The sequence below is a fragment of the Ramlibacter sp. PS3R-8 genome, assembly GCF_037572435.1.
Lineage (GTDB): Bacteria > Pseudomonadota > Gammaproteobacteria > Burkholderiales > Burkholderiaceae_C > Ramlibacter.
This window is the reverse complement of sequence record NZ_JBBHGT010000004.1, coordinates 300199-326346: the sequence shown is the minus strand read 5'-3', so window position 1 is coordinate 326346 and position 26148 is coordinate 300199. Positions and strand designations below refer to the sequence as shown.

The following is a 26148-nucleotide window of genomic DNA, read 5'->3' as shown; positions in this document are numbered from 1 at the left end:
ATTCGGGCGCTTGTCCGACACGCCGGGCGCCGCTGCCGGTCAAAGCTTTTCGCTGCGCGATTTTTCAGGAGAAACGCATTTGGAGACAGGGACCCAACATGGCTATCCACGGCCGCAACTGCAGCGGGCCGACTGGACCAGCCTCAACGGGACGTGGCGCTTCCGCTTCGACGATGACGCTACGCTCGGCTGTCCCACGGACGTGAAGGATTGGCCACTGGAGATCACGGTGCCGTTTCCGCCGGAGTCCACCGCCAGCGGCATCGGAGACCGGGGCTTCCACAAGATCTGCTGGTACGAGCGGGAGTTCGACTGCAAGCCGGGGAAGGACCGCGTGGTCCTGCGTTTCGGCGCCGTCGATTACTCGGCGCGGGTCTGGGTGAACGGCCAGCTGGCGGTGACGCACGAGGGCGGCCACACGCCGTTCTGGGCCGATATCACCGACATGCTGCGATCCGATGGCCGCCAGACGGTGACAGTGCGTGCGGAGGACGACCCGTTCGAATTGACCAAGCCGCGCGGCAAGCAGGACTGGCAGCTCGAGCCGCATTCGATCTGGTATCCGCGCACCACCGGCATCTGGCAGACGGTGTGGTTGGAGCGGATGAACCGCACCTTCATCGACAAGATCCGCTGGACGCCGCGGGTCGAAGGTTTCCAGATCGGCATCGAGGCGCGCCTGGGCGGCGACATGAGCGCGACGGACATGTCGCTGGAGCTGGAACTCAAGCACGGCGACCGGCTGCTGGCGCGCGACCGCTACCGGGTGGTCGATGGCGAGGTGGACCGCTTCGTGGTGCTGTCCGACCCCGGCATCGACGACTTCCGCAATGAGCTGCTGTGGAGCCCGGAGCGCCCGACGCTGCTGGACGCGACATTGCGGCTGTGGATCGGCGGCAAGATGGTGGACGAGGTCAGGTCGTACACCGCGCTGCGCTCGGCGCACGTGCTGCGTGACCGGTTCATGCTCAATGGCCGGCCCTACGTGCTGCGCATGGTGCTGGACCAGGGTTACTGGCCGGACACGCTGCTGGCCTCGCCCGGCGATGCGGCGTTGCGCAAGGACGTGGAGCTGGCCAAGGCGATGGGCTTCAATGGGGTGCGCAAGCACCAGAAGATCGAGGACCCGCGCTACCTGTACTGGGCGGACAAGCTCGGGCTGATGGTCTGGGAAGAGATGCCGTCGGCCTACCGGTTCACCCGCACGGCCATCAAGCGCATCGTGCGCGAATGGACGGAAGTGATCGAACGTGACTACAGCCACCCCTGCATCATCGTGTGGGTGCCGTTCAACGAGTCGTGGGGCGTGCCGGAGCTGCCCACCGTGCAGGCGCATCGCCACGCGGTGGAAGCGCTGTACCACCTGACGAAGACGCTGGACCAGTCGCGCGCGGTGATCGGCAACGACGGCTGGGAGTCATCGGCCACCGACATCATCGGCATCCATGACTACGACTCCAACCTGGAGCACATCCGCAAGCGCTACGGCCCCGAGGTGGAGCCCGAGCAGCTGTTCGACCGGCGCCGGCCCGGCGGCCGCGTGCTGACGCTGGATGGCTATCCGCACCAGGGGCAGCCGATCATGCTGACCGAGTTCGGCGGCATCGCCTTCCAGGCCCATGCCGAAGCAGGCGTGAAGAAGATCTGGGGCTACACCGCGGTGGACGACGAGGAAACCTTTGCCCGCCTCTACGAGGAGCTGCTGAAGACCATCATCCACACGGCGCTGTTCAGCGGCTTCTGCTACACGCAGTTCGCCGACACCTTCCAGGAGGCGAACGGCCTGCTGTACGCGGACCGCACGCCGAAGATCCCGCTGGCGCGGATCGCCAAGGCCACGTCCGAATCGCGCACCTACATTCCCGGGGGCGTGTGATGCACAGCGTGGAACTCACCAAGCCGGATGGCCGGCGGATGACGCTCTATGCGCGCCAGCCCCTGCCGCCCGGCCTGCAGGCGCCCAGCCCGTTCCCCGACCCGCTGGCCGGCGCGGCGCACCTGCGCTGGCACCCGTTGCGCGGCGAGTGGGTGACGTATGCGGCGCACCGGCAGGGCCGCACCTTCCTGCCGCCGCCGGAATACAACCCGCTGGCGCCGATGACCGATCCGGCCAATCCCACGGAGGTGCCGGTGGGGCCGTGGGACGTGGCGGTGTTCGAGAACCGCTTTCCGTCGCTCGGCGGGGCCGTGGCGGCGCCGCCGGAACTGATCGTGCCGACGGCGCCGGCCGAGGGCCGCTGCGAAGTGGTGGTGTTCACGCAGGACCGCGAGGCTTCGCTCGGCGCGCTCCCGCTGGACCACATCGAGCTGCTGATGCGTGTGTGGGGGGACCGCATGCGGCGCCTGGGCGCGGAGGACGTCATCCAGTACGCGCTGCCTTTCGAGAACCGCGGCGCAGAGGTCGGAGTGACGCTGCACCATCCGCACGGGCAGATCTACGCGTATCCGGTCGTGCCGCCGGTTCCCGCCCGCATGCAACAGGTGGCGGTGGCGCACTACGCACGGGAGAAGCGCGGGCTGCTCGAGATGCACATCGAAAAGGAAGTGCGCGATGGCCGGCGGGTGCTGTACGAAGGCCCGCACGCGGTGGCTTTCGTGCCGGTGTGCGCGCGCTATCCCTACGAGGTGTGGGTGGCGCCCATCCGCGCGGTGGAAAGCTTCGCGCACCTCACCGACGAAGTGCGGGCCGACCTGGCCCGCGCGCTGAAGACGGTGCTGCTCAAGTTCGACGCGCTGTGGCAGCGGCCGTTTCCCTATCTCATGGCCTGGTACCAGGCGCCCACCGATGGCCATCCGCATCCGGAGTCGCACCTGCACGCCCAGTTGTGGCCGCCGTACCGCACGCGCGACCGCCTGAAGTACCTGGCGGGGACGGAGCTGGCCGCCGGCTTCTTCGCGATGGACGCGCTGCCGGAGGAGAAGGCCCGCGAGCTGCAACAGGTGGAAGTGAGGTTTGCATGAGCGCGGCATTCGACGCGGTGGCCGATGCACCCGGGCGCGTGAACCTGCTGGGCGAGCACACCGACTACAACGACGGCTTCGTGCTGCCGGTGGCGATCCGGCAGCGCACGCGGGTTTCGATGCGGCGCAACGGCACGGCCGCATTCGCGCTGCACGCCAAGGAGCTGGCGCAGACGGTGCGCTTCTCCTTCGACGAGCCGCCGACCGACCATTTCGCCAGCTACGTCTACGGTTGCCTGGTGCTGGCCAGGGCGCGCCGCGCGCAGATCCCGGGCCTGGACATCGAGGTGAGCTCGGACGTGCCCATGGGCGTGGGCCTGTCGTCGAGCGCGGCGCTGGAGGTGGCCACGCTGCGTTGCCTGCGGGAACTGCTGTCGCTGCCGTTCGACGACGTCGAGATCGCGCAGCTGGCGCAGAAGGCCGAGATCGAGTTCGCGCACGTGCGCTGCGGGATCATGGACCAGATGGCGTCCAGCCTCGCGGGGACGGAGCGCGCGTTGCTGATCGACACGCGCTCGCTGGACCGGCGCGACGTGCCCTTGCCCTTGGGAAGCGTGGTGCTGGTGCTGGATTCCGGCGTCGCGCGCACCCTCGCCGGCAGCGGCTACAACCAGCGGCGCGGCGAGTGCGAAGCGGCGGCGCGACAGCTGGGCGTGGTGTCGTTGCGCGACGTGCCCGGGCTCGACGCCATCGAGCGCCTGCCGGACCTGCTGCGCCGGCGCGCCCGGCACGTCTTCACCGAGAACGCGCGCGTTCTGCAGGCGGCGGAGATGACCGATGCGGCTGCGTTCGGCCAGCTGATGAATGCGTCGCATGCGAGCTTGCGCGATGACTACGAGGTGTCGACGCCCGAGCTGGACCAGCTGGTGGCGCTGCTGCAGTCGCACCCGGGGGTCTACGGGGCGCGGTTGACGGGTGCCGGGTTCGGGGGTGCGTGCGTGGCGCTGTGCAAGGCACAGCACGTGCAATCGGTTGCGGATGCGGTGCTGGCGCAGTACAACGCGGCGGGGCACAAGGGGCGGCAGCTGGTGCCTTGATTTGCATGCCGGGGTCGCTGGCGCGAACCCGGCCTACGGTGATGCGTCCGGCGTAGGGCGGCTTCGCGGAGCGGAACCCGCCGTACAGGTGATGCGTCCGGCGTAGGGCGGGTTCGCGAAGCGACCCCGCCATCGCCGAACCCGCCGTACGGGTGATGCGTCCGCGTAGGGCGGGTTCGCGAAGCGACCCCGCCATCGATCAGCGCTTCATCGCCGCGTGCTTCTGCTCCCACTGCCACGCATGCGCAATGATGGTCTCGATATCCGGGTACTGCGGCACCCAGTTCAACTCGGCGCGCGCGCGCTGCGCGTCGGCCACGAGCACCGGGGGATCGCCGGCGCGCGGCGGATCGTCGCGCAGCGGGATCGGGTGTCCCGTCACCTTGCGCGCCGCTTCGATGACCTCGTTGACCGAATGGCCGGCGCCGTTGCCCAGGTTGTAGACCGTCGTCGGCGCACCGTCGCCCAGTTTCTTCAACGCCAGCAAATGGGCCGTGCACAGGTCCTGCACGTGGATATAGTCGCGCACGCAGGAGCCGTCGGGCGTCGGGAAGTTCGAGCCGAAGCGGGAGATGAATTCACGCCGCCCGGACGCTACCTGCAGCACCAGCGGGATCAGGTGCGTCTCGGGTTCATGCCGCTCGCCGAGCGTGCCGTCCGGGTGCGCGCCCGCCGCATTGAAATAACGCAGCGTGATGGAGCGCACGCCGTAGGCCTGGCTGTAATCCGCCAGGGCCCTCTCGACACCCAGCTTGCTGTTGCCGTAGGGGTTGATCGGCTGCTGCGGGTGCCGCTCGGTGATGGGCACTTCCACCGGGTTGCCGTACACGGCCGCCGTGGACGAGAAGATGAATTGCTTGACGTCGCACGCCACCATGGTGTCCAGCAGGTTGAGCGTCTGCACCAGGTTGTTCCGCCAGTACTTCGCCGGCGCCGTCATCGACTCGCCGACCAGGCTGGCCGCGGCGAAATGCATCACGCATTGCGGCTGGTAGCGCTGCAGCAGTCCGCGCATGAAGGTGGGGTCCCCGATGTCGCCCGCCTCCAGCGTCGCGCCCGAGACGACCGCGTCCGCATGGCCGGTCGCCATGTTGTCGACGACGACCGGGTGGTAGCCGGACTCGGCCAGCATGCGAACCATGTGCGAGCCGATGTAGCCGGCGCCGCCGGCGACGATGACGGAAGGAAGTGCGTTCTGGGTCATGGAAGTGCGGATGCAGCTTCGAGTGTCTCATGCAAAAGTTCCGGCGCGATGGTCGCCGCCGGCGGGCAGGCGGACGGCGGTACGTCCGCCAGGTAGCGCGCCATGGCCTCCTCCAGGCTGGGCATCACCAGGCCCCGTTCGCTGCCGAGCACCGAGTAGCGTGGACGCGGTGCTGTCTGGCCAAGCGAAGCTCCCGGCACAGCCTCGACCAGGCCGGCGTCCAGCCCGGCCATGTCTGCCGCCAGCACCGCCAGTTCGCTCCAGCTCGCCGCGCCGCGGTTGGCCAGGTGCCAGATGCCGGACTCGCCGTCGATCAGCAGGTCGAGAGTGGCCTGCACCAGGTCGGGCACGTAGGTGGGCGACACGAACTGGTCATCCGCCGCGCGCCAGGGCTCGCCGCGGCGCAGCGCGCCCAGCGCCTGCGTCACGAAGTTGTGCTGGTCCCACGGGCCGAAGAAGGCGGCCGTGCGGATCACCAGCGCGTCGCGCGCATGCCGCAGCACCCGCACTTCGGATTCGCGCTTGGCACGGCCATACGCGTTGAGCGGCCGCGCCTCGTCGCTCTCCACGAAGGGCGCGTCCTTGCCGCCGTCGAACACCAGGTCACTGGAGAACGTGACGACGCGCACGCCGCGCAGGGCGCAGGCCTGCGCCAGGATGGCGGCGCCGACCACGTTGTCGCGCCAGCAACTCGGCTCCTCGTGTTCGGCCTCGTCCACCCGGACGTAGCCCGCGGTGTTGATCACCGCCCAAGGGTTCCACCGCTCGAGGGCCGCCTGCACGGAGGCGGCATCGGCGACATCCATGTCGGCGCGATGCAGGAGCTTGAAAGGCAGGCCGCGCAATTCGCACATGCGCGCGAAGGCGCGACCCAGGGTGCCCGTGGCGCCGGTGATCAGCAGGGGCCGCCCGCGCAGTGGCAGGGACTGCACCCGCCCGCTCGCGGGATAGCGCAGGCGCGTTTCGCGCTGCCACCAGCCAGGTGCTTCCAGCACCGGGTGATCGGGTTCCACGTCATGGCCCAGTTGCCATGCCAGCCTGGCCAGGGCCGTGGGCCGGGGCGGATCGGACCGCACGTCCCAGAGCGCCGGCTCGTAGTGGCCCTGGTCGAGCGTGACCAGGCTGTCCCAGTCGAAGCTGCCGAAAGCCGCCCAGCAGGTGAGCGCCCGCACGTCGTGGCCGGCCGCGCGCGCCCGTTGCGCCCCCTGCCACGCCTGGTGCAGCCAGCGCATCTGCTCTTCGCGGGAGCAGCCCAGGTGCACCTCGGTGATCGCCAGCGGCAGCTGGTAGCGCTCGCTGGCCTCCGCCAGCCGCGCTTCGAAGCTGCCGATGAAGTTGCCGTCGACCCGGACCCGTTCGACGTCCGCATACCGCTGGCGGCCGTTGCCACCCACCAGGTGTTCGGGATAGAGGTGGATGCGATCGTCCAGGTGACGCTCGCTGGTGAGGTAGCTGTTGATGCCGACGATGTCGGGCGGGCACTGCGCGTCGATGAAGAACTGCAGCTCTTTTTCGGTCGCTCCGGATTCGCGCAGGTAATTCCACATGCCGTGCCGCGGCGTCACGCGCCCGGTCAGCAGGTCGAAGGACAGCCAGCGCCGCAGGTTCTCGAAGTCGGCCTGGTACTTCAGCGAGCGCGAGCTGGTGATGTAGCCGAGGTCCTCCGTCTGCACCAGCTTGGCGTTGGGATGGACGGCGCGGATGGCGCGCATCGCCAGCACCGTGCCGCGCATCTGGTTCAGCAGCGCCCGCACGAAGCTGACGTCGTCCGCGCGATGCGGATACCAGTGGCCGTACAGGCCACTGAAGCGGGCCGTGGTGAGCGGCTCGTTGACGGGCGTCCAGGCGTCGATGTGCGGATAACGCTCGGCGGCCGCGGCTGCATAGTCAGCCAGCAAATCGGGCAACGCCGGGTCCAGCAGGTTGGTCCACATCGGGCCGCTGCCGTGGTGCAGCAGGCCGGCGATGGGCGCCACCTTCAGTTCCTGCAGCCGCGCGATGCGCTGGTCGCTCCACTCCCAGGCACAGGGGCCGCCACGTTCGGCCTGCGTGCGTTCCCACACCAGCGGGAAGCGCATGCGCTGGATGCCGAGGCCGGCCAGCCGGTCGAGGTCGTCGAGGCGATGGGCGAAGCCGCTGGCCGGGAGCTGGTCGTGGAACCGGTCACCGACACGATTGACGGTGCACTCGGGTCCGGCCCACAGTTCGAGCGGCATCAGGCCGTGACCGGCGCCGCCAGCGCCGCCGAACCCAAGCCCCGGCCGGCCTCATGGGAGGCCTGCAGCTTGCGGAAAGTGGCGAGCGCCTGGCCCACCACCTGGTCCATGTTGTAGTACTTGTACGTGGCAAGCCGGCCGACGAACGTGACGTTCGGCGTGTTCTCGGCTTCCGCCTCGTACTTGCGGTACAGCTCCGCGTTCTCGGGCCGCGGCACCGGGTAGTACGGGTCGCCTTCGGCGCACGGATACTCGTACACGACCGACGTGGAGGCGTGCTCCTGGCCGGTGATGTGCTTGAACTCGCTGATGCGGGTGTAGGCGTAGTCGTTGGGGTAGTTCACCGTGCCCACCGCCTGGAACTGCTCCTTGGGCACGTTGACGTGCTCGAAGCGCAGGCTGCGGTACGGCAGCTTGCCGTACTTGTTGTCGAAGAAGGCGTCGACCGGGCCGGTGTAGATCATGTGCCTGAACGGGATGATGTCCACGATCTCGCGGTAGTCCGTGTTCACCATGATCTTGATGTTCGGGTGCGCCAGCATCTTCTCGAACATGCGCGTGTAGCCGTGCAGCGGCATGGCCTGGAACTTGTCGGCGAAGTAGCGATCGTCGCGGTTGGTGCGCGTGGGCACGCGCGCCGTGACGCTGGCGTCCAGCTCGGACGGGTCCAGCGCCCACTGCTTGCGCGTGTAGCCGCGGAAGAACTTGTTGTACAGCTCGCGGCCTACCTTGTTGACCACCACGTCCTCGGAGGTCTTGATCTCGTCCTTCTTCTCGGCGACGGACTCGAAGAACTTCTCCACCTCGAACGAGGTCAGGTTCAGGCCGTACAGCTTGTTGATCGTGTCCAGGTTGATGGGCATCGGCACCAGCTGGCCGTCCACGCTGGCCAGCACGCGGTGCTGGTACGGCCGCCACTGCGTGAACTTCGACAGGTACTCGAAGATGTCTTCCGAGTTGGTGTGGAAGATGTGCGGCCCGTACGGGTGGATCAGTACGCCGTGGTCGTCGTAGCGGTCATACGCGTTGCCGCCGATGTGCGGGCGCTTGTCGACGATGAGCACGCGCATGCCGAGTTCGTTGGCCAGCCGCTCGGCCAGCACGCTGCCGGCAAAGCCGGCGCCCACGATGAGGTAGTCGAATATCGCGCGATCGGGCACGGTGGCGGCGACCGCTCGCTCGAGGTCCTGGCTGATCTTGTCCATGGGCTGTTCCTGATGCTTGCAAAGGGGAAAGCCGGTGGCGGCCGGGACGGCCGTCGTCCCGGCGGGGTCGGTCAGTTCGCGGCCATCCCCGAAGACGCGGCGGAGGCGCGCGCCAGTTCGGTCGCGATGTTGGCCACTGCAGGCAGCTCGCGGGCTTCGCGTGCGGCCTCGGCCTTGGCGATCACTGCGGCCATCTGTTCGGCCGTGTTGTCCCACGAGGTGCGGGCGATGATGTCAGCCACGGCCTGGTCGTGCACCGCGCGCTGCGCGGGCGTCCAATCCAGGAAGGCCTCGCAGGCGGCGACGAAGCCGGCGGCGTCTTCCTTGATGGGCACCACGTGGCCGTAAGGCTCCACGACGTCGCGGATGGCGGTGCTGACCGAGGGCCGGCCGCAGGCCATGTATTCCAGCGTCTTGGTGGGACTGATGAAGCGCGTGGACTCGTTCAGCGCGAACGGCAACAGGCAGACGTCCCAGCCGTTGATGAAGGCGGGCAGGTCCTGGTAGTTCTGCTGGCCCAGCCAGTGGATGTTCGGCCGCTGGGGGCAGCTGGCCGGATCGATCTTGACGACCGGCCCGACCATGACGATCTGCCAATCCGGCCGCGCGTCCGCGACCCCCGCGATCAGATCGAGGTTGATGCGTTCGTCGATCACGCCGCAGTAGCCCAGCCGGGGCCGGGCGATGTGCTTCTGCAGGCGGTGGTCCGGAGTGCCCTGGCGGAAGTGCAGTGCATCGACGCTGCTGGGGAAGCAGTGCACGTTGCGGTGCCTGCCCTTCTTGGCGTTGTAGAGGCTGCGGCCGCCGGTGAAGACCACGTCGGCGGCCTTGAACAGCGCCGTTTCCTGGTCGATCAGTTCCTTCGGCGCGCCGCGGAACATGGACAGTTCGTCCATGCAGTCGTAGATGATGCCCTCCGGCTCCAGCTTCTCGGCCATGGGCAAGGCCATCGGCGTGTAGAACCAGACCCAGTAATCGTCGATCCGTTGTTCCTGCAGGCACTTGCCCACCAGCTTCTGCAGCGCGGCCTTGTGCTCCGCATGAAAACCGTGCGCCGCGCCGCGCAGGTGCGGTCGCCACACCTCTATGCCAGGAGCGGCGGCGATGTACTCGATGCGGTCTTCCGACGCGTTGGGCATCGGCTCCTCGATGAAGATCACCGGCCAACGCGAGGCCAACCGTGTCAGCAGGTGCTGTGGGCGTTGATAGACGAAGTTCCAGCGGAGGTGGGAGAAGACTACGAGGGTTTTCATGGGGTTATTTTGCTGGCCTATTGCGCAGCAATGCCGTGCCACAAGAGCAAATGGGTGCAGTCCTACGCATGCGTACGCCACCTTCGGGCGAGCCGTGAGCGACGCGACGCTGTACGTAGCGCAGGCGTTTCCCGCATGTCCATCGTCCGGCAGCCGGTCCCCGCGTGGGACACATCCTGCATTGCGCGTGCTGAGCTTGCACGGGCGTCGATTGGGTGGAAGATAAGCGTTCTCCATTCGCACCCGAGACCTATCCATGCGCTACACAGCCGCAGAGCACGACGCCTTCGCTCGCGATTTCAACCGCGACAGCCTCGTCATCCTGCGCGACCACATCCCGCGTGCCAAGCTCGCGCGCTGGGCCGAGGCCTTCCCGCCGCTGCTGCGCGCGCAGATCGCGCGCGAGAAGCAGGTTTCCAGCCGCGGTGCGCAGCGTTACTACGTGACGCTTCCGTTCGCCGGCCTGTGGGCCGATCCCGAGATCTACGAAGACCGTGACCTGCTGGCCGTGGTGGAGCGGGTCGCGGGGCCCGAGCCGGTGCTGTGCCAGCTGGCCAGCGACACGCCGATGAAGGGCTCCGACTTCCAGCCGTGGCATGCCGACACGCCGGCGCTGTTCCCGGAATGGAACAACAACGACACGCCATCGTTCCAGCTGGCGGTGAACTTCGCCCTGTGCGACATCGACGACGACAACGGACCGTTCGAGACCACCTACGGCACGCACCGGATGAACAAGCCGCAGGCCATGGCGGGGCTCGCATCCGGCGCGATCGCGCAGCACCGCCTGCACATGCGCATGGGCGACGTGATGATCCGCGACGTGCGCGCCGTCCACCGCGGCACGCCGAATTTCACCGACCGGCCGCGGCCGATGGTCGTGCTGGGCTACAGCCGCCGCTGGTACTTGCGGCCCGAGGTGCAGATCCGGGTGCCGCAAAGCACATGGGACACCTTGTCGCCGACCGGGCGCAGCCTCCTGCGCTTCAACCCCGTGGTGCCGGATGAGGAGCTCGCGCTCGAACAGGAAGAAAGCTATCGCAGCTTTGCCTACTGAACCGCAGATGACGCCTGCCGCCGTTTCCGCCGAACCCCTCGTCGTGCTGGCCGCCGGGGAATTGCGGCTGGTGCTGGCGCCCGACGCCGGCGGCTCCATCGCCAGCTTCACCCGCCATTGGCAGCAAGGTGGCAGCCGGCGGCACCTGCACTGGCTGCGGCCTGCCACGGCCACCGGGCTGGCGGCCCGGGACCCGCTGGACATGGCGAGCTTTCCGCTGGTGCCGTTCTGCAACCGCATCCGCAACGGGCGCGCCAGCTTCGAGGGCCGCCAGATCCGCTTTCCGCCCAACCATCCCGCTGCGGACGCACCGCATCCCTTGCACGGCATCGGCTGGTTGCGGCCCTGGCAGGTGGCGTCGGCGGCCGTGGACGAGGCCGAGCTGACCCTGGCAGTGGATGCGAGCGAGGCCTGGCCGTGGCGCTTTTCCGCGCGCCAGCATTTCCGCCTGCGCCAACGCGTGTTGCACGTGGAGATGGAGGTACGCAACGAGGACACGGCGGCCATGCCGGCCGGCATCGGCCACCATCCCTATTTCCCGCACCACCCGGGCACGCGCGTGCGCAGCCCCGCGCGCGCCATGTGGCGGGGCGACGCGCAAGTGATGCCGGTCGACCTGCAGTCGGGCGGCCCGGTCGACGCGTTGCGCGAAGGCGTGGAGCTCGCCCGGCTCGACCTGGACAACAACTTCACCGGCTGGGAGCACTCCACCCGCATCGACTGGCCCGAAGACGTGCACGGCCCGGCGCGCAGCATCACCATGGAGGCGGAGTCGCCGCTCGACTACTTCGTGCTGTACTGCCCGAGCGGCTACGACCATTTCTGCGCCGAGCCCGTGAGCCAGTGCACCGACTGGCTGAACCTGCTGCCGCAGTACGGCCGCGAACCGCTGGGCGGCGCCCGCCTCGCCCCCGACGCATCCCTCATTGTCCGGTTCACGCTGCGGCCGCAATGGGAGTGAGCCTCCCGGTAGCCAGCCCGGGGGAAACCCGGCGGGCAGGGTGGCCGCGCAAGGACTAAACTTGGCCCATGGGCTTGCTCCTGTACGGCGGTCTCGGGCTGCTCCCGCTCTGGGTGCTGATCGCTTATGCCTTGCTCGCGCAGCCGGGCGGCGCGTCCCAGGCTTCCGACACGGTGCTGTGGTGGACGGTGGGCGCGGTCCCCGCGTGCTTCATGACGCTGATGTTCGCGGAGGCCATCATGGTTTCGCGCGAGCGCCGGCACGACCCCTGGCGACAGCACAAGATCCTGCTGATCGTGGCGCCCTGTGTCGCCCTCCTGGTGGCCAGCGGCCTGACCTGGGAGCGCCAGGAGGATGCGCGCATCGGCGAAGAGGCGCGCATCACGCGATTCGTCGCGCAAGACCCCGGCGTCGTCGCCTGGCTGGGGCCTGATGCGCCGACCAGGGTGACGCTGTCGCAACCCAACGCGGACCTCACCGGCGCGCCGCAGCGCTACTGGGTGACGGCGGAAAGCGGTCGCCGCCGCGTGCAGGCCGTGGTGCATGCGGACCGCGCGGCCGCGGCCGAACGGCTGACGTTGCTGTGCGCGGAGCGCGAGATGCTTCCGGTGCTGCGCGACAAGCCGCCGCTGCGGTGCCCGCGCTGACGCCCAGCCGTCAGGGCATCCGGTCAGCGCGCGTGACCGGCTAGTCCAGCGGTTTCTCCGCCGTCGGCACCGGCGCCGCCTCGTCGGGGACCTTCGCCGCATCGGACGCATGCCGTTCCATGTGCGTCTTCTTGCCCGGCTGCGGCGTCTTGTCCGCGCCGGGTGCGATCTCTTCCTTGTTGTGCTTCTTTTCCTGCTGCACCTTCTTGTCGTGCGCAATGTTGCGGGGGTCCGTCATCGAGTCTCCTGTGTGGTTGACCGACCATCCTCCACGCAGGGTTCCCGCCCGGGCGTAGGACAAGCCGACGCCGCCTACCCCGGCTTCTTCGCCATGAGGAACAACACCGAGCCGGACCCGGCGACCAGCGCCAGCACCGTGAACCCCAGGCGGTAGTTGCCGGTGGCATCGGCAAACAGTCCCGCGATCATCGGCCCGGCCACCTGCCCGAGCGAAATGATGATGGCCGACAGGCCCAGGATCATGCCGATGGCCTGCAAGCCGAAGTAGTCCGCGCGCAGGGCCTGCATGAACGGCCCGCGCAGGCCCCATGCCACGCCATGCAGCACGGCGAAGGCGCCCAGCATCACGGGATGCACCGCCCAGGTCAGGGCGAGCAAGCCCAGCATGTGCGCCAGCATGCAGCCCGCGGCGACCACGCGCTTGTTCCAGCGGTCGCCCTTGGCCGCGCCCACCAGCACGCCGCAGGCCTGGGCGATCGTCATGAGCGTGATCACGAAAGACGCCTCGGCCAGGGTGTAGCCGAGGCCCTGCTTCATGTGCGAGATGGCGTGCACGTTCACGGCGGTCACCACCAGCAGCGCGAAGGCGTGGCCGACGCCCAGCAGCCAGAAGGCGCGGGTGCGCAGCGCCTGCGCCGCCGTGAACGACGGCGCCCGCACGGGCATCGTTCCACCCAGCGTCGGTTCGGGCGCCGGCGCTGGAGGGAGCCCGTCCATCGTCTCGCCGATCTCCGCGGGATTGCGTCGGACGAAGCGCGCGAGCGGCAGGCCGGCCAACAGCACGATCACACCCGAGCCCATGGCCGTCATGCGCCAGCCATGCGTCTGCATCGCCCAGCCGACCACCGGCACCGCCAGTCCGCCGGCTGCGAGGCCCAGGCTGATCATGGAAAGCGCCCGGGCGCGCCGGCGCTCGAACCAGTGCATCAGCGCAACGGAGAACGGAAAGTAACCCGAAAGGCTTGCACCGATCGACACGATGACCACGGCCACATAGAAGCCGGCAAGCGAATCGATCTGGCTGAGGAAAATGAAACCGGCGGCCAGCAGCAGGATGCCTGCGTGGACCAGCATGCGCGGGCCGAAGCGGTCCACCAGCCAGCCGAGCGCGGGGCCGAGCAGCGCGCCCTCGAGCGACTGCAGCGCGGCGCCGCCCGCGAGGGCGGTCTTGCTCCAGCCGCGCTCCTCCGAAAGCACCGCGACATAGGCCCCGAAGGCCTGCACGAGCATGGCGGAATGGAGGAACTGGATCCCGGCGCCCGCTGCCGCGATGCGCCAGCCGTGGAAGATTTTCAAGGCGTGCTGCGAGAATGCGCACGCAGTGTATCTCCCGGAGCACCCGGGCAACTCCCGGCTAGGCAGGCCGTCAGCGCCCGATCAGAATGGCGCGTGCCGACAACATGGAGAACAGGCCGATGACGAATGTGAAGTGGACAGGTGGCGACGAGCACTGGGCGAAGAAGGGCGACGTCCGCCTCTTCCTGTGGAACAAGAAGGCAGCGGCCGGCGTGCCGCATGCGGGCACGATCTTGTTCGTGCATGGTTCGTCGATGGCCGGGCAGCCCACGTACGACCTGCAGGTGCCGGGCCGGCCGTTCTCGTCCGCGATGGACTGGTTCGCGCAGCACGGCTTCGACACCTGGACGATGGACAACGAGGGCTACGGCCGCTCGGACAAGCATCGCCCCATCAATTCCGACATCTCCAACGGCGCCGACGACCTCGCTGCCGGCAGCGAATACATCCTCAAAGCCACGGGAGCGAAGAACCTGCTGATGTACGGTATATCGTCGGGCGCGCTGAAGGCCGCATTGTTCGCGCAAAGGCACCCCGAGCGTGTCGCCAGGCTGGCGCTCGACGCCTTCGTCTGGACGGGCGAAGGCAGCCCCACCCTGGAACAGCGCAAGAAGAAGCTGGCGGAGTTCCAGGCCAAGACCCGCCGGCCCATCGACCGCGCCTTCATCCACAGCGTCTTCGACCGCGACCATCCCGGGACGGCGGACGAGGCGACCATCGACGCTTTCGCCGACGCGATCCTGACGCTCGACTCGTCGATGCCCACCGGCACCTACGTGGACATGTGCTCGAAGCTGCCGCTGGTGGACCCCGCGAAGATCCGGATGCCCACGATCGTGCTGCGCGGCGAATACGACGGCATCGCCAGCATCGAGGACCTGCTCGCATTCTTCCAGCGGCTGCCGAACATGCAGAAGCAGTTCAGCGTGATGGCGGGCGTCTCGCACGCCAGCTTCCAGCAGAAGAACTACTTGATGGTCTACGACATCCTGCACGCGTTCTACACGCTGCGCGACCCGCTCTACAGGGGAGGGTGATCCGATGCTCCACGTTCTTCGTGCCACCGGCCTGGCGGTGCTGCTGGCCGTGGCCGGTGCTTCCGCCGTCGCCCAGCAGGCCTATCCCAACCGCCCGGTCCGGCTGATCGTCCCGTTCGCGCCCGGTGGATTCACGGACGTCGTCGCGCGCATCCTCGGGCAGAAGATGTCGGTCGCGCTCGGCCAGCAGTTCATCGTCGAGAACAAGGCCGGCGCCGGCTCCACCATCGGATCCGATTTCGTGGCCAAGGCGCCGCCGGACGGCTACACGCTGCTGATGGTGTCCAGCACGCACGTCATCAGCCCCTGGATCTACAGCAACCTTCCCTACGATCCGATCAAGAGCTTCACGGTCGTCGGCAAGCTGGTCGACTCACCCTACGTGCTGCTGGTCCACCCCAAGGTGCCGGCAAGGAACGTGCAGGAGTTCATCGCCGCCGCCAAGGCCCAGCCGGGCACGCTGCACTACGCATCGTCGGGCAACGGCAGCGCGCAGCACCTCATGGGCGGCCTGTTCGTGGCGATGACGGGCGCGCCGCTCAAGCACGTCCCCTATCGCGGCAGCTCGGGCGCGGCGAACGACCTCGTGGCGGGCGTCGTCGAGAGCAGCTTTGCGGGCGTGCCGAACGCGCTGTCGCAAGTGCCGCAAGGGCGGCTGCGCGCCCTCGCGGTCACCACGTCCAAGCGCGCGCCGCAGCTGCCGGATGTGCCGACCATGCAGGAGGCCGGCGTCCCCGGTTACGACGCCTCGGTGTGGCTGGCGCTGCTGGCGCCGGCGGGCACGCCGCCCGACATCGTCCGCCGCCTGAACAGCGAGATCGCGGCGCTGATGCAGGCGCCGGACACGCGCAAGGCGTTGCTCGACGCGGGTGTCGAGCCGACGCCGTCCACGCCGCAGGAAATGAGCGCCTACATGACGCAGGAACTCGCGCGCTGGGGCAAGGTGGTCAAGGACGCCAACATCAAGCTGGAATGAGCCTCCGGGAAGTGCTCTTGTCCCATCGGTGCGCGCCATCGTGCTGAGCGGAACCACCCTGTCCGCCGACCCGGGCCTCGTCGCGAAGGCCATCGCGGAGGCGACGGACGACATCGTCTTCGCCAAGGACCTGGAGCGCCGCTACCAGTTCGCCAACCCCGCGATGCTGGCGGCGGTGGGCTGCACGCGCGAGCAGGTGATCGGCCACGTCGATGCCGAGTTCCTGCGCGACCCCGTGACGGTAGCCCAACTGATCGGCATCGATCGCCGGGTCCTGGTGGACGGCGAGACCGTGGAGACCGAACAGCCGCTGCGGATGCCCGACGGCAGCCTGCGCTACTGGCTCTCGCGCAAGATGCCGCTGCGCGACGCGCAAGGGCGGCTGATCGGCTTGCTGGGGATTGCACGCGACATCACGTCGCGCAAGCTGGCCGAAAAGCAGAACGACGCCGGCCGGCTGAAGCTGGAGATGGCGGTGCAGGCGGCCGGCCTGGTGATGGCCGAAATCGACTATCGCAGCAACCAGAACCACATCTCCGCCGAGCTCGCGCGGCTGCTGGAACTGGGCGACGGCGAGATGACCGTGCCACGCCAGGCGATCTTCGACCGCATCCATCGCGAGGACATCGACCGCTACATGGCGGGCATCCGCGCGGCGATGGATCCCACCGGCAACGGCCACCTGGCCATCGACGTGCGCGCGCAGTTGCCCAGCGGCACGGTGCGCTGGCTGCACATCGTGCTGCAGGTCACCTTCAGCGCGATCGATGGCGAACTCAAACCCGATCGGGGCGTCTGCGCCGCGCGTGACGTCACCCAGGAAAGGGAGGCTGACCGCCACAAGGACGAATTCATCGCGACGCTGGCGCACGAACTGCGCAACCCCCTCGCCCCCATCCGCACAGGGCTGGAGATCCTGCGGCGCGTGGGTGAGCTGCCGCCGGCCGCGGCGCGCACGCGCGAGATGATGGAACGCCAGCTCAACCACATGGTGCGGCTCGTGGACGACCTGATGGACGTGTCGCGCATCAGCCGGGGCAAGCTGGAATTGCGGCTGGCGCCCGTGTCGGTGGCGCAGGTGGTGGAGCACGCGCTGGAAGCCAGCCAGCCGGGGCTGCAGGCGGCGGGCCATGTGCTGGAAGTGCAGGTTCCGGCGCAGCCGCTGGTGGTGCGCGGGGACCTGACCCGCCTGGCGCAGGTGGTCAGCAACCTGGTGAACAACGCGGTCAAGTACACGCCGCGTGGCGGCCGCATCGCCTTGTCGGCGGCCGTGGATGGCGACGAGGCGGTGCTGGCGGTGCGCGACGACGGCGCCGGCATCCCCACGAGCCTGCTGCCGCGCGTGTTCGACCTGTTCGCACAGGGCGACGGCGCGCGCGAGAAAGGGCAAGGCGGCCTCGGCATCGGCCTGTGGCTGGTCAGGAGGCTGGTGGAGATGCACGGCGGCCGGATCGACGCCCGCAGCGACGGGCCGGACCAGGGCAGCACCTTCACCGTGCGCCTGCCGGTGTGGCGCTCCTGAGGCGGCGCGCCTACAGCCGGCGCGGCTGGCGGCTGATGGCGGCAGCCGGTGCCTGCGCTAGCCTGTGGACGAACAGGAGCCCGCCATGCCCGATCTGAATGACGCAAACCCGACGCCGCCCGAGGAGTCGAAGGCGCGGTTGCGGCGCGCCGAGGAAGAAAGCCGCAAGCTCGATTCGCCGCAGCGGACCAACGAGTCCACCATCGACCCCGAAAAGCCCGAGGACGACATCCTGGACGGCTTCCACGGCGGCTGAGCCGCGGCGCCGGAGCATCGCGCGTTCAGGCGCTGCGCCGGAATTCACCGGGGCTGACGCCCGTCCACTGCCGGAAGGCCCGGGCAAAACTCTTCTCGTTGCGAAAGCCCACCGCCGCGGCCACCTGCTTCAACGGCTTCGCGGTGCGCCACAGTAGCTCCCGTGACTTCTCCATCCGGACCTCGTCCTTGAGCTGCTGCAGGCTGGCGCCTTCGTCCTTGAGCTGGCGGTGCAGCGTGCGCGCCGAAACGTTCAGCAGCGAAGCCAGCGCCCCGGCGCTGTGCGCGCGCTCCGGGTGCGCGGCCAATGCCTGCCGCACCTGGGGCACCAGCAGGCGGTCGCGCCGGTACTGCAGCACGGTGATGGACAAGGCACGCTGCAGCATCTGCGCCAGCGCCTTCTCGTCACGTCGAAGCGGCAGCGCGAGGTACCGCGCATCGAAGACGATCGCCGCCGTGGCGGCGCCGAACTGCATCGCGCCCGGGAACATGTGGACATAGGCGTCCGCATGCGGGGGCGCCGGGAAGGGAAACCGGGTGGCCTGCAGCGGGATCCGCGAGTCGACGTACCAGCATGCAAGGCCATGGATGTTGCGCAGCACGAAGGCCAGGCTCAGCTCGCGCAACTCCGGCGGCAACGGCCGCACCTCCTCGATGGCGACGCAGGCGCTGGCGCCACTGACCGACAGGGACAGCGCGATGTCACCGGTCAGCAGTGCGTGGTGCCGGCACCAGCGCTTGAGGGCCACACCGAGGTCCGGCGCCGTCAGGGACGCGCGTGCGAGCATGCCGTAGCTGCCCCAGGGCAGCTTGCGGCCGAAAGCGCCCAGCCCTTCGTCGTCCAGCTCCTGCATGGCTGCCGCGGACAAGATCTCCATCTGGCGCGAGGTGATGCGCGCGTCGGATCTCGCCAGCTGTGCTGGCGTGATCTGTGCCAGGGCGAGCGCCTGCGCCGGGCCCCGGCCATGCTGCCGGTAGGCCGCCGCGATAGCTCTGGCAAACGCCATGGGTGTGGCGGCAATGGGGGCGGGCCGGTGGCGGGCGACAGGCATCGGCGCAGTGTAATTGCGTGGCAGGATTTGCAACCAGCGGGGCAACCCGGGCGGCGTCCGAAGGGCTAAGCTCCGGCGCAAGCGCCCGACAGGAGACAAAGTGCCGGCTCTCGAATCGCAACTCAATCCCCGCTCCGCCGAATTCCAGTCCTATGCGGCGGCCATGCAGGCGCTGGTGGACGACCTGAACGCGCAGGTGGCCTTGCACGCGGCCGGCGGCGGCGAAGCGGCGCGCAAGAAGCATTCGGGGCGCGGCAAGCTGCCGCCGCGCGAGCGCGTGCAGATGCTGCTGGACCCGGGGACGCCTTTCCTGGAGATCGCGCCGCTGGCCGCGCACGGCATGTACCTGGAGAAGGACGGCGTGATGGCCGCGCCGTGCGCCGGCATGATCGCAGGCATCGGGCGCGTGAGCGGCGTCGACTGCATGGTGGTCTGCAATGACGCCACCGTGAAGGGCGGCACCTACTACCCGATGACGGTCAAGAAGCACCTGCGCGCGCAGGAGATCGCCGCGCAGAACCGCCTGCCCTGCATCTACCTCGTGGATTCGGGCGGCGCCAACCTGCCGAACCAGGACGAGGTGTTCCCGGACCGCGAGCATTTCGGCCGCATCTTCTACAACCAGGCCAACCTCTCCGCGCAAGGGCTCGCCCAGATCGCGGTGGTGATGGGATCGTGCACCGCCGGCGGCGCGTATGTGCCGGCGATGAGCGACGAGACCATCATCGTCAAGGAGCAGGGCACCATCTTCCTGGGCGGCCCGCCGCTGGTGAAGGCGGCGACGGGCGAAGTGGTGAGCGCCGAAGACCTGGGCGGCGGCGACGTGCACACGCGGCTGTCCGGCGTGGCCGACCACCTGGCGATGAACGACGAGCACGCGCTGGCATTGGCGCGGCAGGCGGTGGCCACGCTCAACCGCCCGAAAGTCCCGCCGGTGGAACTGCGCAAGCCGGAGCCGCCGAAGTACGACCGCAAGGAGCTGTACGGCGTGATCCCGACCGACGCGCGCAAGCCGTTCGACGTGCGCGAGATCATCGCCCGCCTGGTCGACGGGTCGGAGTTCCACGAGTTCAAGGCGCGCTTCGGCGCCACCCTGGTCTGCGGCTTCGCGCACATCGAGGGCATGCCGGTCGGCATCCTCGCCAACAACGGCATCCTGTTCTCCGAGTCGGCGCAGAAGGGCGCGCACTTCATCGAGCTGTGCTGCCAGCGCAAGGTGCCGCTGGTGTTCCTGCAGAACATCACGGGCTTCATGGTGGGCCGCAAGTACGAAAGTGAAGGCATCGCGCGGCACGGCGCCAAGCTGGTCACCGCCGTGGCGACGGCCAGCGTGCCGAAGTTCACCGTCATCATCGGCGGCAGCTACGGCGCCGGCAATTACGGCATGTGCGGCCGCGCCTATTCGCCGCGGTTCCTGTGGATGTGGCCGAGCGCGCGCATCTGCGTGATGGGCGCCGAGCAGGCCGCGAGCGTGCTCGCCACCGTCAAGCGCGACGGCATCGAGGGCCGCGGCGGCCAGTGGAGCGCCGAGGAAGAGGCCGCGTTCAAGCAGCCGATCCTGGACCAGTTCGGCCGCCAGTCGCATCCGTATTACTCCAGCGCGCGGCTGTGGGACGACGGTGTCATCGATCCGGCCGACACCCGCCGCGTGCTGTCGCTGGGCCTGTCGGCATCCATGAACGCACCGATCGGCGAGCCGAAGTTCGGCGTGTTCCGCATGTGATCGCCATGAGCAACATCTCCATCTACGACAACCCCGACCACGAGCTGCTGCGCGACCAGGTCGCCCGCTTCATCGCGAAAGAAGTGGAGCCGCACGGCCAGGCCTGGGAGGAGCAGGGCTTCGTGCCGCGCGACGTGCTGCGGCGCATGGGCGCGGCCGGCCTGCTCGGGCTCATGTTCGATCCGGACCACGGCGGCGGCGGCGCCGATGCGATGACCAACCTGGTGTTTGCCGAGGCGCTGTCGCAGTCCACGTTCGCCGGCTTCATCATCACGGTGCTGGTCCACACCGACATGGCGGGCCCGCACCTGCACCACGCGGGCAATGCCGCGCAGAAGGACAAGTACCTCAAGCGGGTGACGGCGGGCGAAACGATCTGCGCGGTCGGCATCACCGAGCCCGGCGCCGGCTCGGACGTCGCCGGCATCCGCACGACCGCCAGGCGTGACGGCGGCGACTGGGTGCTCAACGGCACCAAGATGTTCATCACCAACGGCGTGCATGCGGACCTGTATTTCGTCGCCGCGAAGTCCGGCCCCGGCAAGCGCGAAGTCTCGATGTTCATCGTGGAGAAGGGCACGCCCGGCTTCAGCGTAGGCCGCGCGCTGAAGAAGACCGGCTGGCTCTCCTCGGACACCGCGGAGCTGGTGCTCGACAACGTGCGGGTCCCGGCCGCCAACCTGCTGGGAGAGGAAGGCAAGGGCTTCTATTCGGTGATGAAGAACTTCCAGACCGAACGCATCGCGCTGGCCGCCATGGCGGTGGGGCACTGCCAGCAGGCGCTGAAGATCACGCTCGACTACGTGCGGCAGCGCCATGCCTTCGGCGGGCCGTTGTGGGACCAGCAGGTCATCCGCCAGCGGCTGTCCATGCTCGACGCCAGGACGCGCGCGGCGCGGCAATTCATGTATCACTGCGCGTGGAGGGTCACGCAGGGCCACGACATCGTGCAGGATGTGTCCATGCTCAAGGCGCTGACCGGCGAGCTCGTCAACGAGGTGGTGCAGGCCTGCCAGCAGTTTCACGGGGGCATGGGCTACATCCGCGAGACAGCCATCGAGCGGCTCTGGCGCGACGCCCGCGTGCTGGCCATCGGCGGCGGGGCCACCGAAGTGATGCTGGAAGAAGTTGCCAAGCGCTATTGAGGCTTTTCAAAGGGGGAGACACACGATGAACCGTAGCGTCACCGAAAGGACTGCCGGCGTGCTGCTCGCATTAGGGCTGGTTGCCGGCACGAGCAGCGCCTGGGCGCGCGACGACAAGCTGCTGCTGCCGATCGGCCCCGCGTTGCGCAGCACGGTCGGCCCCCGGCTGCCGGGCGACATCGCCTTCGGTTTCGGCCGGGCGTCGGCGGCCGGGCTGGACGCCGGTGCCGCAGGCGCGTCCGCTTACGGCAAGGCGGATCCTTTCACCGCCCCCAATCCCAACTTCGGCGGCCAACGGGCGCGGCGGCCCGACGCCGTCGTCTGCATCGACGCCTTCCGCAAGGCATTGGCGGAGTTGCAGGACGGCGCGCGTGACGCCGGCGCCACTGCGGTCGTCGGCATCGTGAGCCATCACGACGGCACGGACATGGACAGCGCCACGACCTACGAATGCCACGTCGGCCACACCCGAGGCGTCGTGGAGCTGCGCGGCGCGTTCACGCGCGGCCCCGTGGCGCGACCCTTGGCCGCGGCGCCCGCCGCTGCGCAGCCCCCGGCCACCGCGGCTGCCGGCCAGCCGCGGCATATCGCCAGCGGCTTCGCCGCCATCGACGACATCGACGCCATTCCGTATCTCTCCGACCGCGGCCGCCAGCGCTACCGCGAGTGGCTGGCGCTGCCCACGCCCAAGGCTTTCGCGATTTCGCACACCGGCTATTTCTTCGCCACGTCAGGCCTCCAGCCGGCGGACACTTCAATGCCCACCGATCCCAACGAACGCGCCTTGCTCGGTTGCGAGCGCAATGCCAAGGTGCAGTGCAAGCTGTACGCGGTCAATGGCTCGGTGGTCTGGACCAGGGAACCCCGATGAAACACCTGCAATTGCAATTCGACGCCGGCATCGAGACCGTCACGCTCGACCGCCCCGATGTCCGCAACGCCTTCAACGACGAGGTCATCGAGGAGCTGACGGCCGTCTTCCTGGAACTGGGCAAGCGCGACGAGGTGCGATGCATCGTGCTGGCCGGCAACGGTCCGGCGTTCTGCGCGGGCGCCGACCTGAACTGGATGAGGAAGATGGCCGGTTACTCGCGCGACGAGAACCTGCAGGACGCGACCAAGCTCGCGCGCATGCTCGAGGTCATCTACCGCTGCCCGCAGCCGACCATCGCCGCCGTGCACGGTGACGTCTATGCCGGCGGCACCGGGCTGGTCGCGGTGTGCGACATGGCCGTGTCGGTGGACACGGCGCAGTACTGCCTGTCCGAGGTGAAGCTCGGGCTGATCCCGGCCACCATCAGCCCGTACGTGATCCGCGCGATGGGCGCCCGCGCCGCGCACCGCTACTTCCTGACGGCGGAACGCTTCAGCGCGGCCGAAGCCTTGCGCATCGGCTTCGTGCACGAAGTCGTCAAGGCGGATGCGCTGCAAGGCCGCGTGGCCGAGTTGGGCCGCGCTGTGGTGCAGGCCGGGCCGGAGGCGGTGAAGGCTTGCAAGCGCCTGCTGCACGACGTGGCCGGCCACGAGATCAGTTCAGGCCTGGTGCGCCGCACCGTCGAGGGCATTGCCGACATCCGCGCCAGCGACGAAGGCCGCGAAGGCATCCAGTCCTTCCTGGGCAAGCGCAAACCCAATTGGCTGGTGGGCTGACGCCATGCTGGAGTCGCTCGGATCGCTGGTCGACACGCCGCAAATGGTGGCGCTGGCCGCGGCGCTGGGCTGGGCCAGCGGCTTCCGCCTGTATGCGGCGGTGTTCCTTACCGGCATCGCCGGGTGGATGAACTGGGTGGACTTGCCGGCCGGCCTGCAGGTGCTGGAGCACCCGGGCGTGCTGGCGGCCAGCGGCTTCATGCTGTTCGCCGAGTTCTTCGCCGACAAGATCCCCTATGTCGATTCGATCTGGGATGCGATCCATACGGTGATCCGCATCCCCGCGGGCGCTGCGCTGGCGGCCGGCGCGCTCGGCGCCGACAGCCAGGCGATGGGCTGGATCGCGGCCATCCTGGGCGGCAGCCTGGCCGCGACCAGTCACGCCACCAAGATGACGACGCGGGCGGCGGTGAACACCTCGCCCGAGCCCTTTTCCAACATCGCGGTGTCGCTGGTCGAGGACGGGCTGGTGGTCTTCATGCTGTGGCTGTCGGCGACGCATCCGGTGGCCTTTGCCATCGTGCTCATCGTCAGCGTCGTGCTGGCAATCATCCTGCTGGTGGTGCTGGTGAAGTTCCTGCGCACGGTGGTGGGCGGAGTACGTGGTTTCTTCCAGGGGCGGCCTTTGCCGCGGGAGCTGGGTTGATGTTCAAGAAGATATTGATCGCCAATCGCGGCGAAATCGCCTGCCGGGTCGCGGCGACGGCGCGGCGCATGGCGATCCAGACGGTGGCGGTGTACTCCGATGCGGACGCGCGCGCCAAGCACGTGGAGGCGTGCGACGAGGCGGTGCACATCGGCGGCAGCGCGCCGAAGGAAAGCTACCTGCGTTGGGAACGCATCATCGAGGCGGCGCGTGCGACCGGCGCGCAAGCCATCCACCCGGGCTACGGTTTCCTGAGCGAGAACGAAGCTTTCGCAACGGCCTGCGCGGAAGCGGGACTGGTGTTCATCGGCCCGCCGGCTGCCGCCATCCAGGCGATGGGGCTGAAGTCGGAGTCCAAGCAGCTGATGGAAAAGGCCGGCGTGCCGCTGGTGCCCGGGTACCACGGCGCCAACCAGGACCCGGACCTGCTGAAACGCGAGGCCGACCGCATCGGCTACCCGGTGCTGATCAAGGCCAGCGCCGGCGGCGGCGGCAAGGGCATGCGCGCGGTCGACAAGGCGGAAGATTTCGCCGCGGCGCTGGCCTCCTGCCAGCGCGAGGCGCGCAACAGTTTCGGCGACGAAGCGGTGCTGGTGGAGAAGTACGTCACGCGGCCGCGGCACATCGAGATCCAGGTGTTCGGCGACACGCAGGGCAACTACGTCTACCTGTTCGAGCGGGACTGCTCGGTGCAGCGGCGCCACCAGAAGGTGCTGGAAGAGGCGCCGGCGCCCGGCATGACGGAAGCGATGCGCAAGCGCATGGGCGAGGCGGCGGTGGCCGCGGCGCGCGCGGTGAAGTACGTGGGTGCGGGGACGGTGGAGTTCATCGTGGAGCAACGCGCCTCCGGCATGGAATTCTTCTTCATGGAGATGAACACCCGCCTGCAAGTGGAGCACCCGGTGACCGAAGCCATCACCGGCCTCGACCTGGTGGAATGGCAATTGCGCGTGGCAGCCGGTGAGCCGCTGCCACTGCGGCAGGCCGACCTGCGCATCCAGGGGCATGCGATCGAGGCGCGCATCTGCGCCGAAAACCCCGACAACAACTTCCTGCCCGCCACCGGCACCCTGCACGTGTACCGCAAGCCGCAGGCGACGGCGTTCCAGCGCGGCGCGGTGCGGGTGGACGACGGCGTGCGCGAGGGCGATGCCATCTCGCCGTTCTACGACTCGATGATCGCCAAGCTGATCGTCCACGGGGCCACACGCGAGGAAGCACTGGCCCGGCTGGACGAGGCGCTGGCGGCCACGCACATCGTCGGCCTGAGCACCAACGTGCAGTTCCTGCGGCACGTCGTCCGGAGCCGCTCGTTCGCCGAGGCGGACCTGGACACGGCGCTGATCCCGCGCGAGGCCGCGGTGCTGTTCCACCAGCAGCCGGTGGGCCTGGAACTCGCTGCTGCGGCAGCGGTGGCGAAGACGCTGCTGGACGAGCAGGCGCAGGCGGGACCCGACCCCTTCAGCCGGCGCGATGGCTGGCGCTCGCACGGCGTCGCGCTGCGGCGCTTCGCCTTCGATTTCGGGGGCGAGCGCCGCAAGGCGGAACTCACCACGCTGCACGACGGCGCCCTGGTACTGGCGGTCGATGGGCAGCCGGCGGCGCTGGCGTTCCGCGGCGCGGGCGAAGCGATCGAGCTGCAGTACGGCAGCCAGCGCACCCGGGCGGTGGTCTACACGCAGGGCGAAACGGACCACGTGTTCACGGGAGCAGGGGCGGCGCAGATCGTGTCGATCGACCTGCTCGCGCATGCCGGCGACGCGGCGGCGGAGGGCGGCCGTCTCACGGCGCCGATGCCCGGCAAGGTGGTGTCGTTCGCGGTGAAGGCCGGCGACAAGGTGAGCAAGGGCCAGGCGCTGGCGGTGATGGAGGCCATGAAGATGGAGCACACCATCGCCGCGCCGGCCGATGGCACGGTGGCGGAGTTGCTCTATGCGCCGGGGGACCAAGTGGCCGAGGGCGCGGAGTTGCTGAAGATCGCGGTGTGATCACCGGGGTTCGGCTGCGCTCACCGCCAGCCTACGGTTCGGCGGCGATCACCGCCGGCCTTCGACGACGGTGTCTC

At 68.8% G+C, this 26148-nt stretch carries 23 protein-coding genes; 16 read left to right on the top strand and 7 right to left on the bottom strand.

What is annotated here, in order from left to right:
- Nucleotides 1-79 precede the first annotated feature (79 nt).
- From WG902_RS16495 to galK, 3 genes are read left to right on the top strand one after another with little or no spacing between them, the layout of a single operon-like run.
- A complete protein-coding gene (locus WG902_RS16495; protein WP_340061223.1) occupies nucleotides 80-1876 on the top strand; it encodes a glycoside hydrolase family 2 protein in 1797 nt (598 codons plus the stop codon).
- Nucleotides 1876-2961 (top strand): galactose-1-phosphate uridylyltransferase, encoded by a 1086-nt coding sequence (gene galT / locus WG902_RS16490; RefSeq protein ID WP_340061222.1) that lies wholly within the window; start codon nucleotides 1876-1878, stop codon nucleotides 2959-2961. The genes WG902_RS16495 and galT overlap by 1 nt, the downstream gene beginning before the upstream one ends.
- On the top strand, nucleotides 2958-3998 hold the full coding sequence (gene galK / locus WG902_RS16485) for a galactokinase (protein ID WP_340061221.1): 1041 nt from the start codon (nucleotides 2958-2960) through the stop codon (nucleotides 3996-3998). Before galT ends, galK begins: the two co-directional genes overlap by 4 nt.
- Nucleotides 3999-4197: 199 nt before the next feature.
- Here galK and galE read toward each other — a convergent pair whose 3' ends face one another.
- The 4 genes from galE to WG902_RS16465 all read right to left on the bottom strand — a co-directional run bounded on the left by galE (nucleotide 4198) and on the right by WG902_RS16465 (nucleotide 9876).
- A complete protein-coding gene (gene galE / locus WG902_RS16480) occupies nucleotides 4198-5202 on the bottom strand; it encodes a UDP-glucose 4-epimerase GalE (protein ID WP_340061220.1) in 1005 nt (334 codons plus the stop codon).
- Nucleotides 5199-7418, bottom strand: coding sequence for a family 1 glycosylhydrolase (locus WG902_RS16475; RefSeq protein WP_340061219.1), 2220 nt, complete (start codon nucleotides 7416-7418; stop codon nucleotides 5199-5201). Before WG902_RS16475 ends, galE begins: the two co-directional genes overlap by 4 nt.
- On the bottom strand, nucleotides 7418-8623 hold the full coding sequence (gene glf / locus WG902_RS16470; protein WP_340061218.1) for a UDP-galactopyranose mutase: 1206 nt from the start codon (nucleotides 8621-8623) through the stop codon (nucleotides 7418-7420). Before glf ends, WG902_RS16475 begins: the two co-directional genes overlap by 1 nt.
- Nucleotides 8624-8694: 71 nt before the next feature.
- Nucleotides 8695-9876 carry a glycosyltransferase gene (locus tag WG902_RS16465; protein WP_340061217.1) on the bottom strand — a complete coding sequence of 394 codons (1182 nt, stop codon included), beginning with the start codon at nucleotides 9874-9876 and terminating at the stop codon, nucleotides 8695-8697.
- 256 nt (nucleotides 9877-10132) lie between these two features.
- Between WG902_RS16465 and WG902_RS16460 the strand changes: the two genes are divergently transcribed.
- The 3 genes from WG902_RS16460 (at nucleotide 10133) to WG902_RS16450 (ending at nucleotide 12541) form a co-directional block, all read left to right on the top strand.
- Nucleotides 10133-10933 (top strand): phytanoyl-CoA dioxygenase family protein, encoded by an 801-nt coding sequence (locus WG902_RS16460; protein ID WP_340061216.1) that lies wholly within the window; start codon nucleotides 10133-10135, stop codon nucleotides 10931-10933.
- 7 nt (nucleotides 10934-10940) lie between these two features.
- Nucleotides 10941-11894, top strand: coding sequence for an aldose 1-epimerase (locus WG902_RS16455; RefSeq protein ID WP_340061215.1), 954 nt, complete (start codon nucleotides 10941-10943; stop codon nucleotides 11892-11894).
- Nucleotides 11895-11962: 68 nt separating this feature from the next.
- Nucleotides 11963-12541 carry a hypothetical protein gene (locus tag WG902_RS16450; protein ID WP_340061214.1) on the top strand — a complete coding sequence of 193 codons (579 nt, stop codon included), beginning with the start codon at nucleotides 11963-11965 and terminating at the stop codon, nucleotides 12539-12541.
- A gap of 40 nt (nucleotides 12542-12581) precedes the next feature.
- Here the strand turns inward: WG902_RS16450 and WG902_RS16445 are convergent, their stop codons facing one another.
- Nucleotides 12582-12779 carry a hypothetical protein gene (locus WG902_RS16445; RefSeq protein ID WP_340061213.1) on the bottom strand — a complete coding sequence of 66 codons (198 nt, stop codon included), beginning with the start codon at nucleotides 12777-12779 and terminating at the stop codon, nucleotides 12582-12584.
- Nucleotides 12780-12853: 74 nt separating this feature from the next.
- Nucleotides 12854-14077, bottom strand: a complete 1224-nt coding sequence (locus WG902_RS16440; protein ID WP_340061212.1) for an MFS transporter — start codon at nucleotides 14075-14077, stop codon at nucleotides 12854-12856.
- 119 nt (nucleotides 14078-14196) lie between these two features.
- Between WG902_RS16440 and WG902_RS16435 the strand changes: the two genes are divergently transcribed.
- The 4 genes from WG902_RS16435 to WG902_RS16420 all read left to right on the top strand — a co-directional run bounded on the left by WG902_RS16435 (nucleotide 14197) and on the right by WG902_RS16420 (nucleotide 17868).
- The gene (locus WG902_RS16435) at nucleotides 14197-15114 is read left to right on the top strand and encodes an alpha/beta hydrolase (protein WP_340061211.1); all 918 of its coding nucleotides are present in this window, start codon (nucleotides 14197-14199) and stop codon (nucleotides 15112-15114) included.
- 4 nt (nucleotides 15115-15118) lie between these two features.
- Entirely contained in the window at nucleotides 15119-16090 is a 972-nt protein-coding gene (locus tag WG902_RS16430) for a Bug family tripartite tricarboxylate transporter substrate binding protein (protein ID WP_340061210.1), read from the top strand.
- 40 nt (nucleotides 16091-16130) lie between these two features.
- Entirely contained in the window at nucleotides 16131-17612 is a 1482-nt protein-coding gene (locus tag WG902_RS16425) for a sensor histidine kinase (RefSeq protein ID WP_340061209.1), read from the top strand.
- A gap of 85 nt (nucleotides 17613-17697) precedes the next feature.
- A complete protein-coding gene (locus WG902_RS16420; RefSeq protein WP_340061208.1) occupies nucleotides 17698-17868 on the top strand; it encodes a hypothetical protein in 171 nt (56 codons plus the stop codon).
- Between the two features lie 25 nt (nucleotides 17869-17893).
- Here the strand turns inward: WG902_RS16420 and WG902_RS16415 are convergent, their stop codons facing one another.
- Entirely contained in the window at nucleotides 17894-18919 is a 1026-nt protein-coding gene (locus tag WG902_RS16415) for an AraC family transcriptional regulator (protein WP_340061207.1), read from the bottom strand.
- A gap of 163 nt (nucleotides 18920-19082) precedes the next feature.
- Here WG902_RS16415 and WG902_RS16410 point away from each other — a divergent pair, with 163 nt between their 5' ends.
- Genes WG902_RS16410 through WG902_RS16385 form a run of 6 tightly spaced genes read left to right on the top strand, consistent with a single transcriptional unit; the run spans nucleotide 19083 to nucleotide 26071 of the window.
- Nucleotides 19083-20642, top strand: a complete 1560-nt coding sequence (locus WG902_RS16410) for a carboxyl transferase domain-containing protein (protein WP_445263701.1) — start codon at nucleotides 19083-19085, stop codon at nucleotides 20640-20642.
- 5 nt (nucleotides 20643-20647) lie between these two features.
- Entirely contained in the window at nucleotides 20648-21787 is a 1140-nt protein-coding gene (locus tag WG902_RS16405) for an acyl-CoA dehydrogenase family protein (protein ID WP_340061205.1), read from the top strand.
- 25 nt (nucleotides 21788-21812) lie between these two features.
- Complete coding sequence (locus WG902_RS16400) at nucleotides 21813-22658, top strand: hypothetical protein (RefSeq protein ID WP_340061204.1); 846 nt, start codon at nucleotides 21813-21815, stop codon at nucleotides 22656-22658.
- Nucleotides 22655-23437 (top strand): enoyl-CoA hydratase/isomerase family protein, encoded by a 783-nt coding sequence (locus WG902_RS16395; RefSeq protein WP_340061203.1) that lies wholly within the window; start codon nucleotides 22655-22657, stop codon nucleotides 23435-23437. Before WG902_RS16400 ends, WG902_RS16395 begins: the two co-directional genes overlap by 4 nt.
- 4 nt (nucleotides 23438-23441) lie before the next feature.
- Nucleotides 23442-24083 carry a DUF4126 domain-containing protein gene (locus WG902_RS16390; RefSeq protein ID WP_340061202.1) on the top strand — a complete coding sequence of 214 codons (642 nt, stop codon included), beginning with the start codon at nucleotides 23442-23444 and terminating at the stop codon, nucleotides 24081-24083.
- Nucleotides 24083-26071 carry an acetyl-CoA carboxylase biotin carboxylase subunit gene (locus WG902_RS16385; protein ID WP_445263698.1) on the top strand — a complete coding sequence of 663 codons (1989 nt, stop codon included), beginning with the start codon at nucleotides 24083-24085 and terminating at the stop codon, nucleotides 26069-26071. The genes WG902_RS16390 and WG902_RS16385 overlap by 1 nt, the downstream gene beginning before the upstream one ends.
- Nucleotides 26072-26148: the final 77 nt, after the last annotated feature.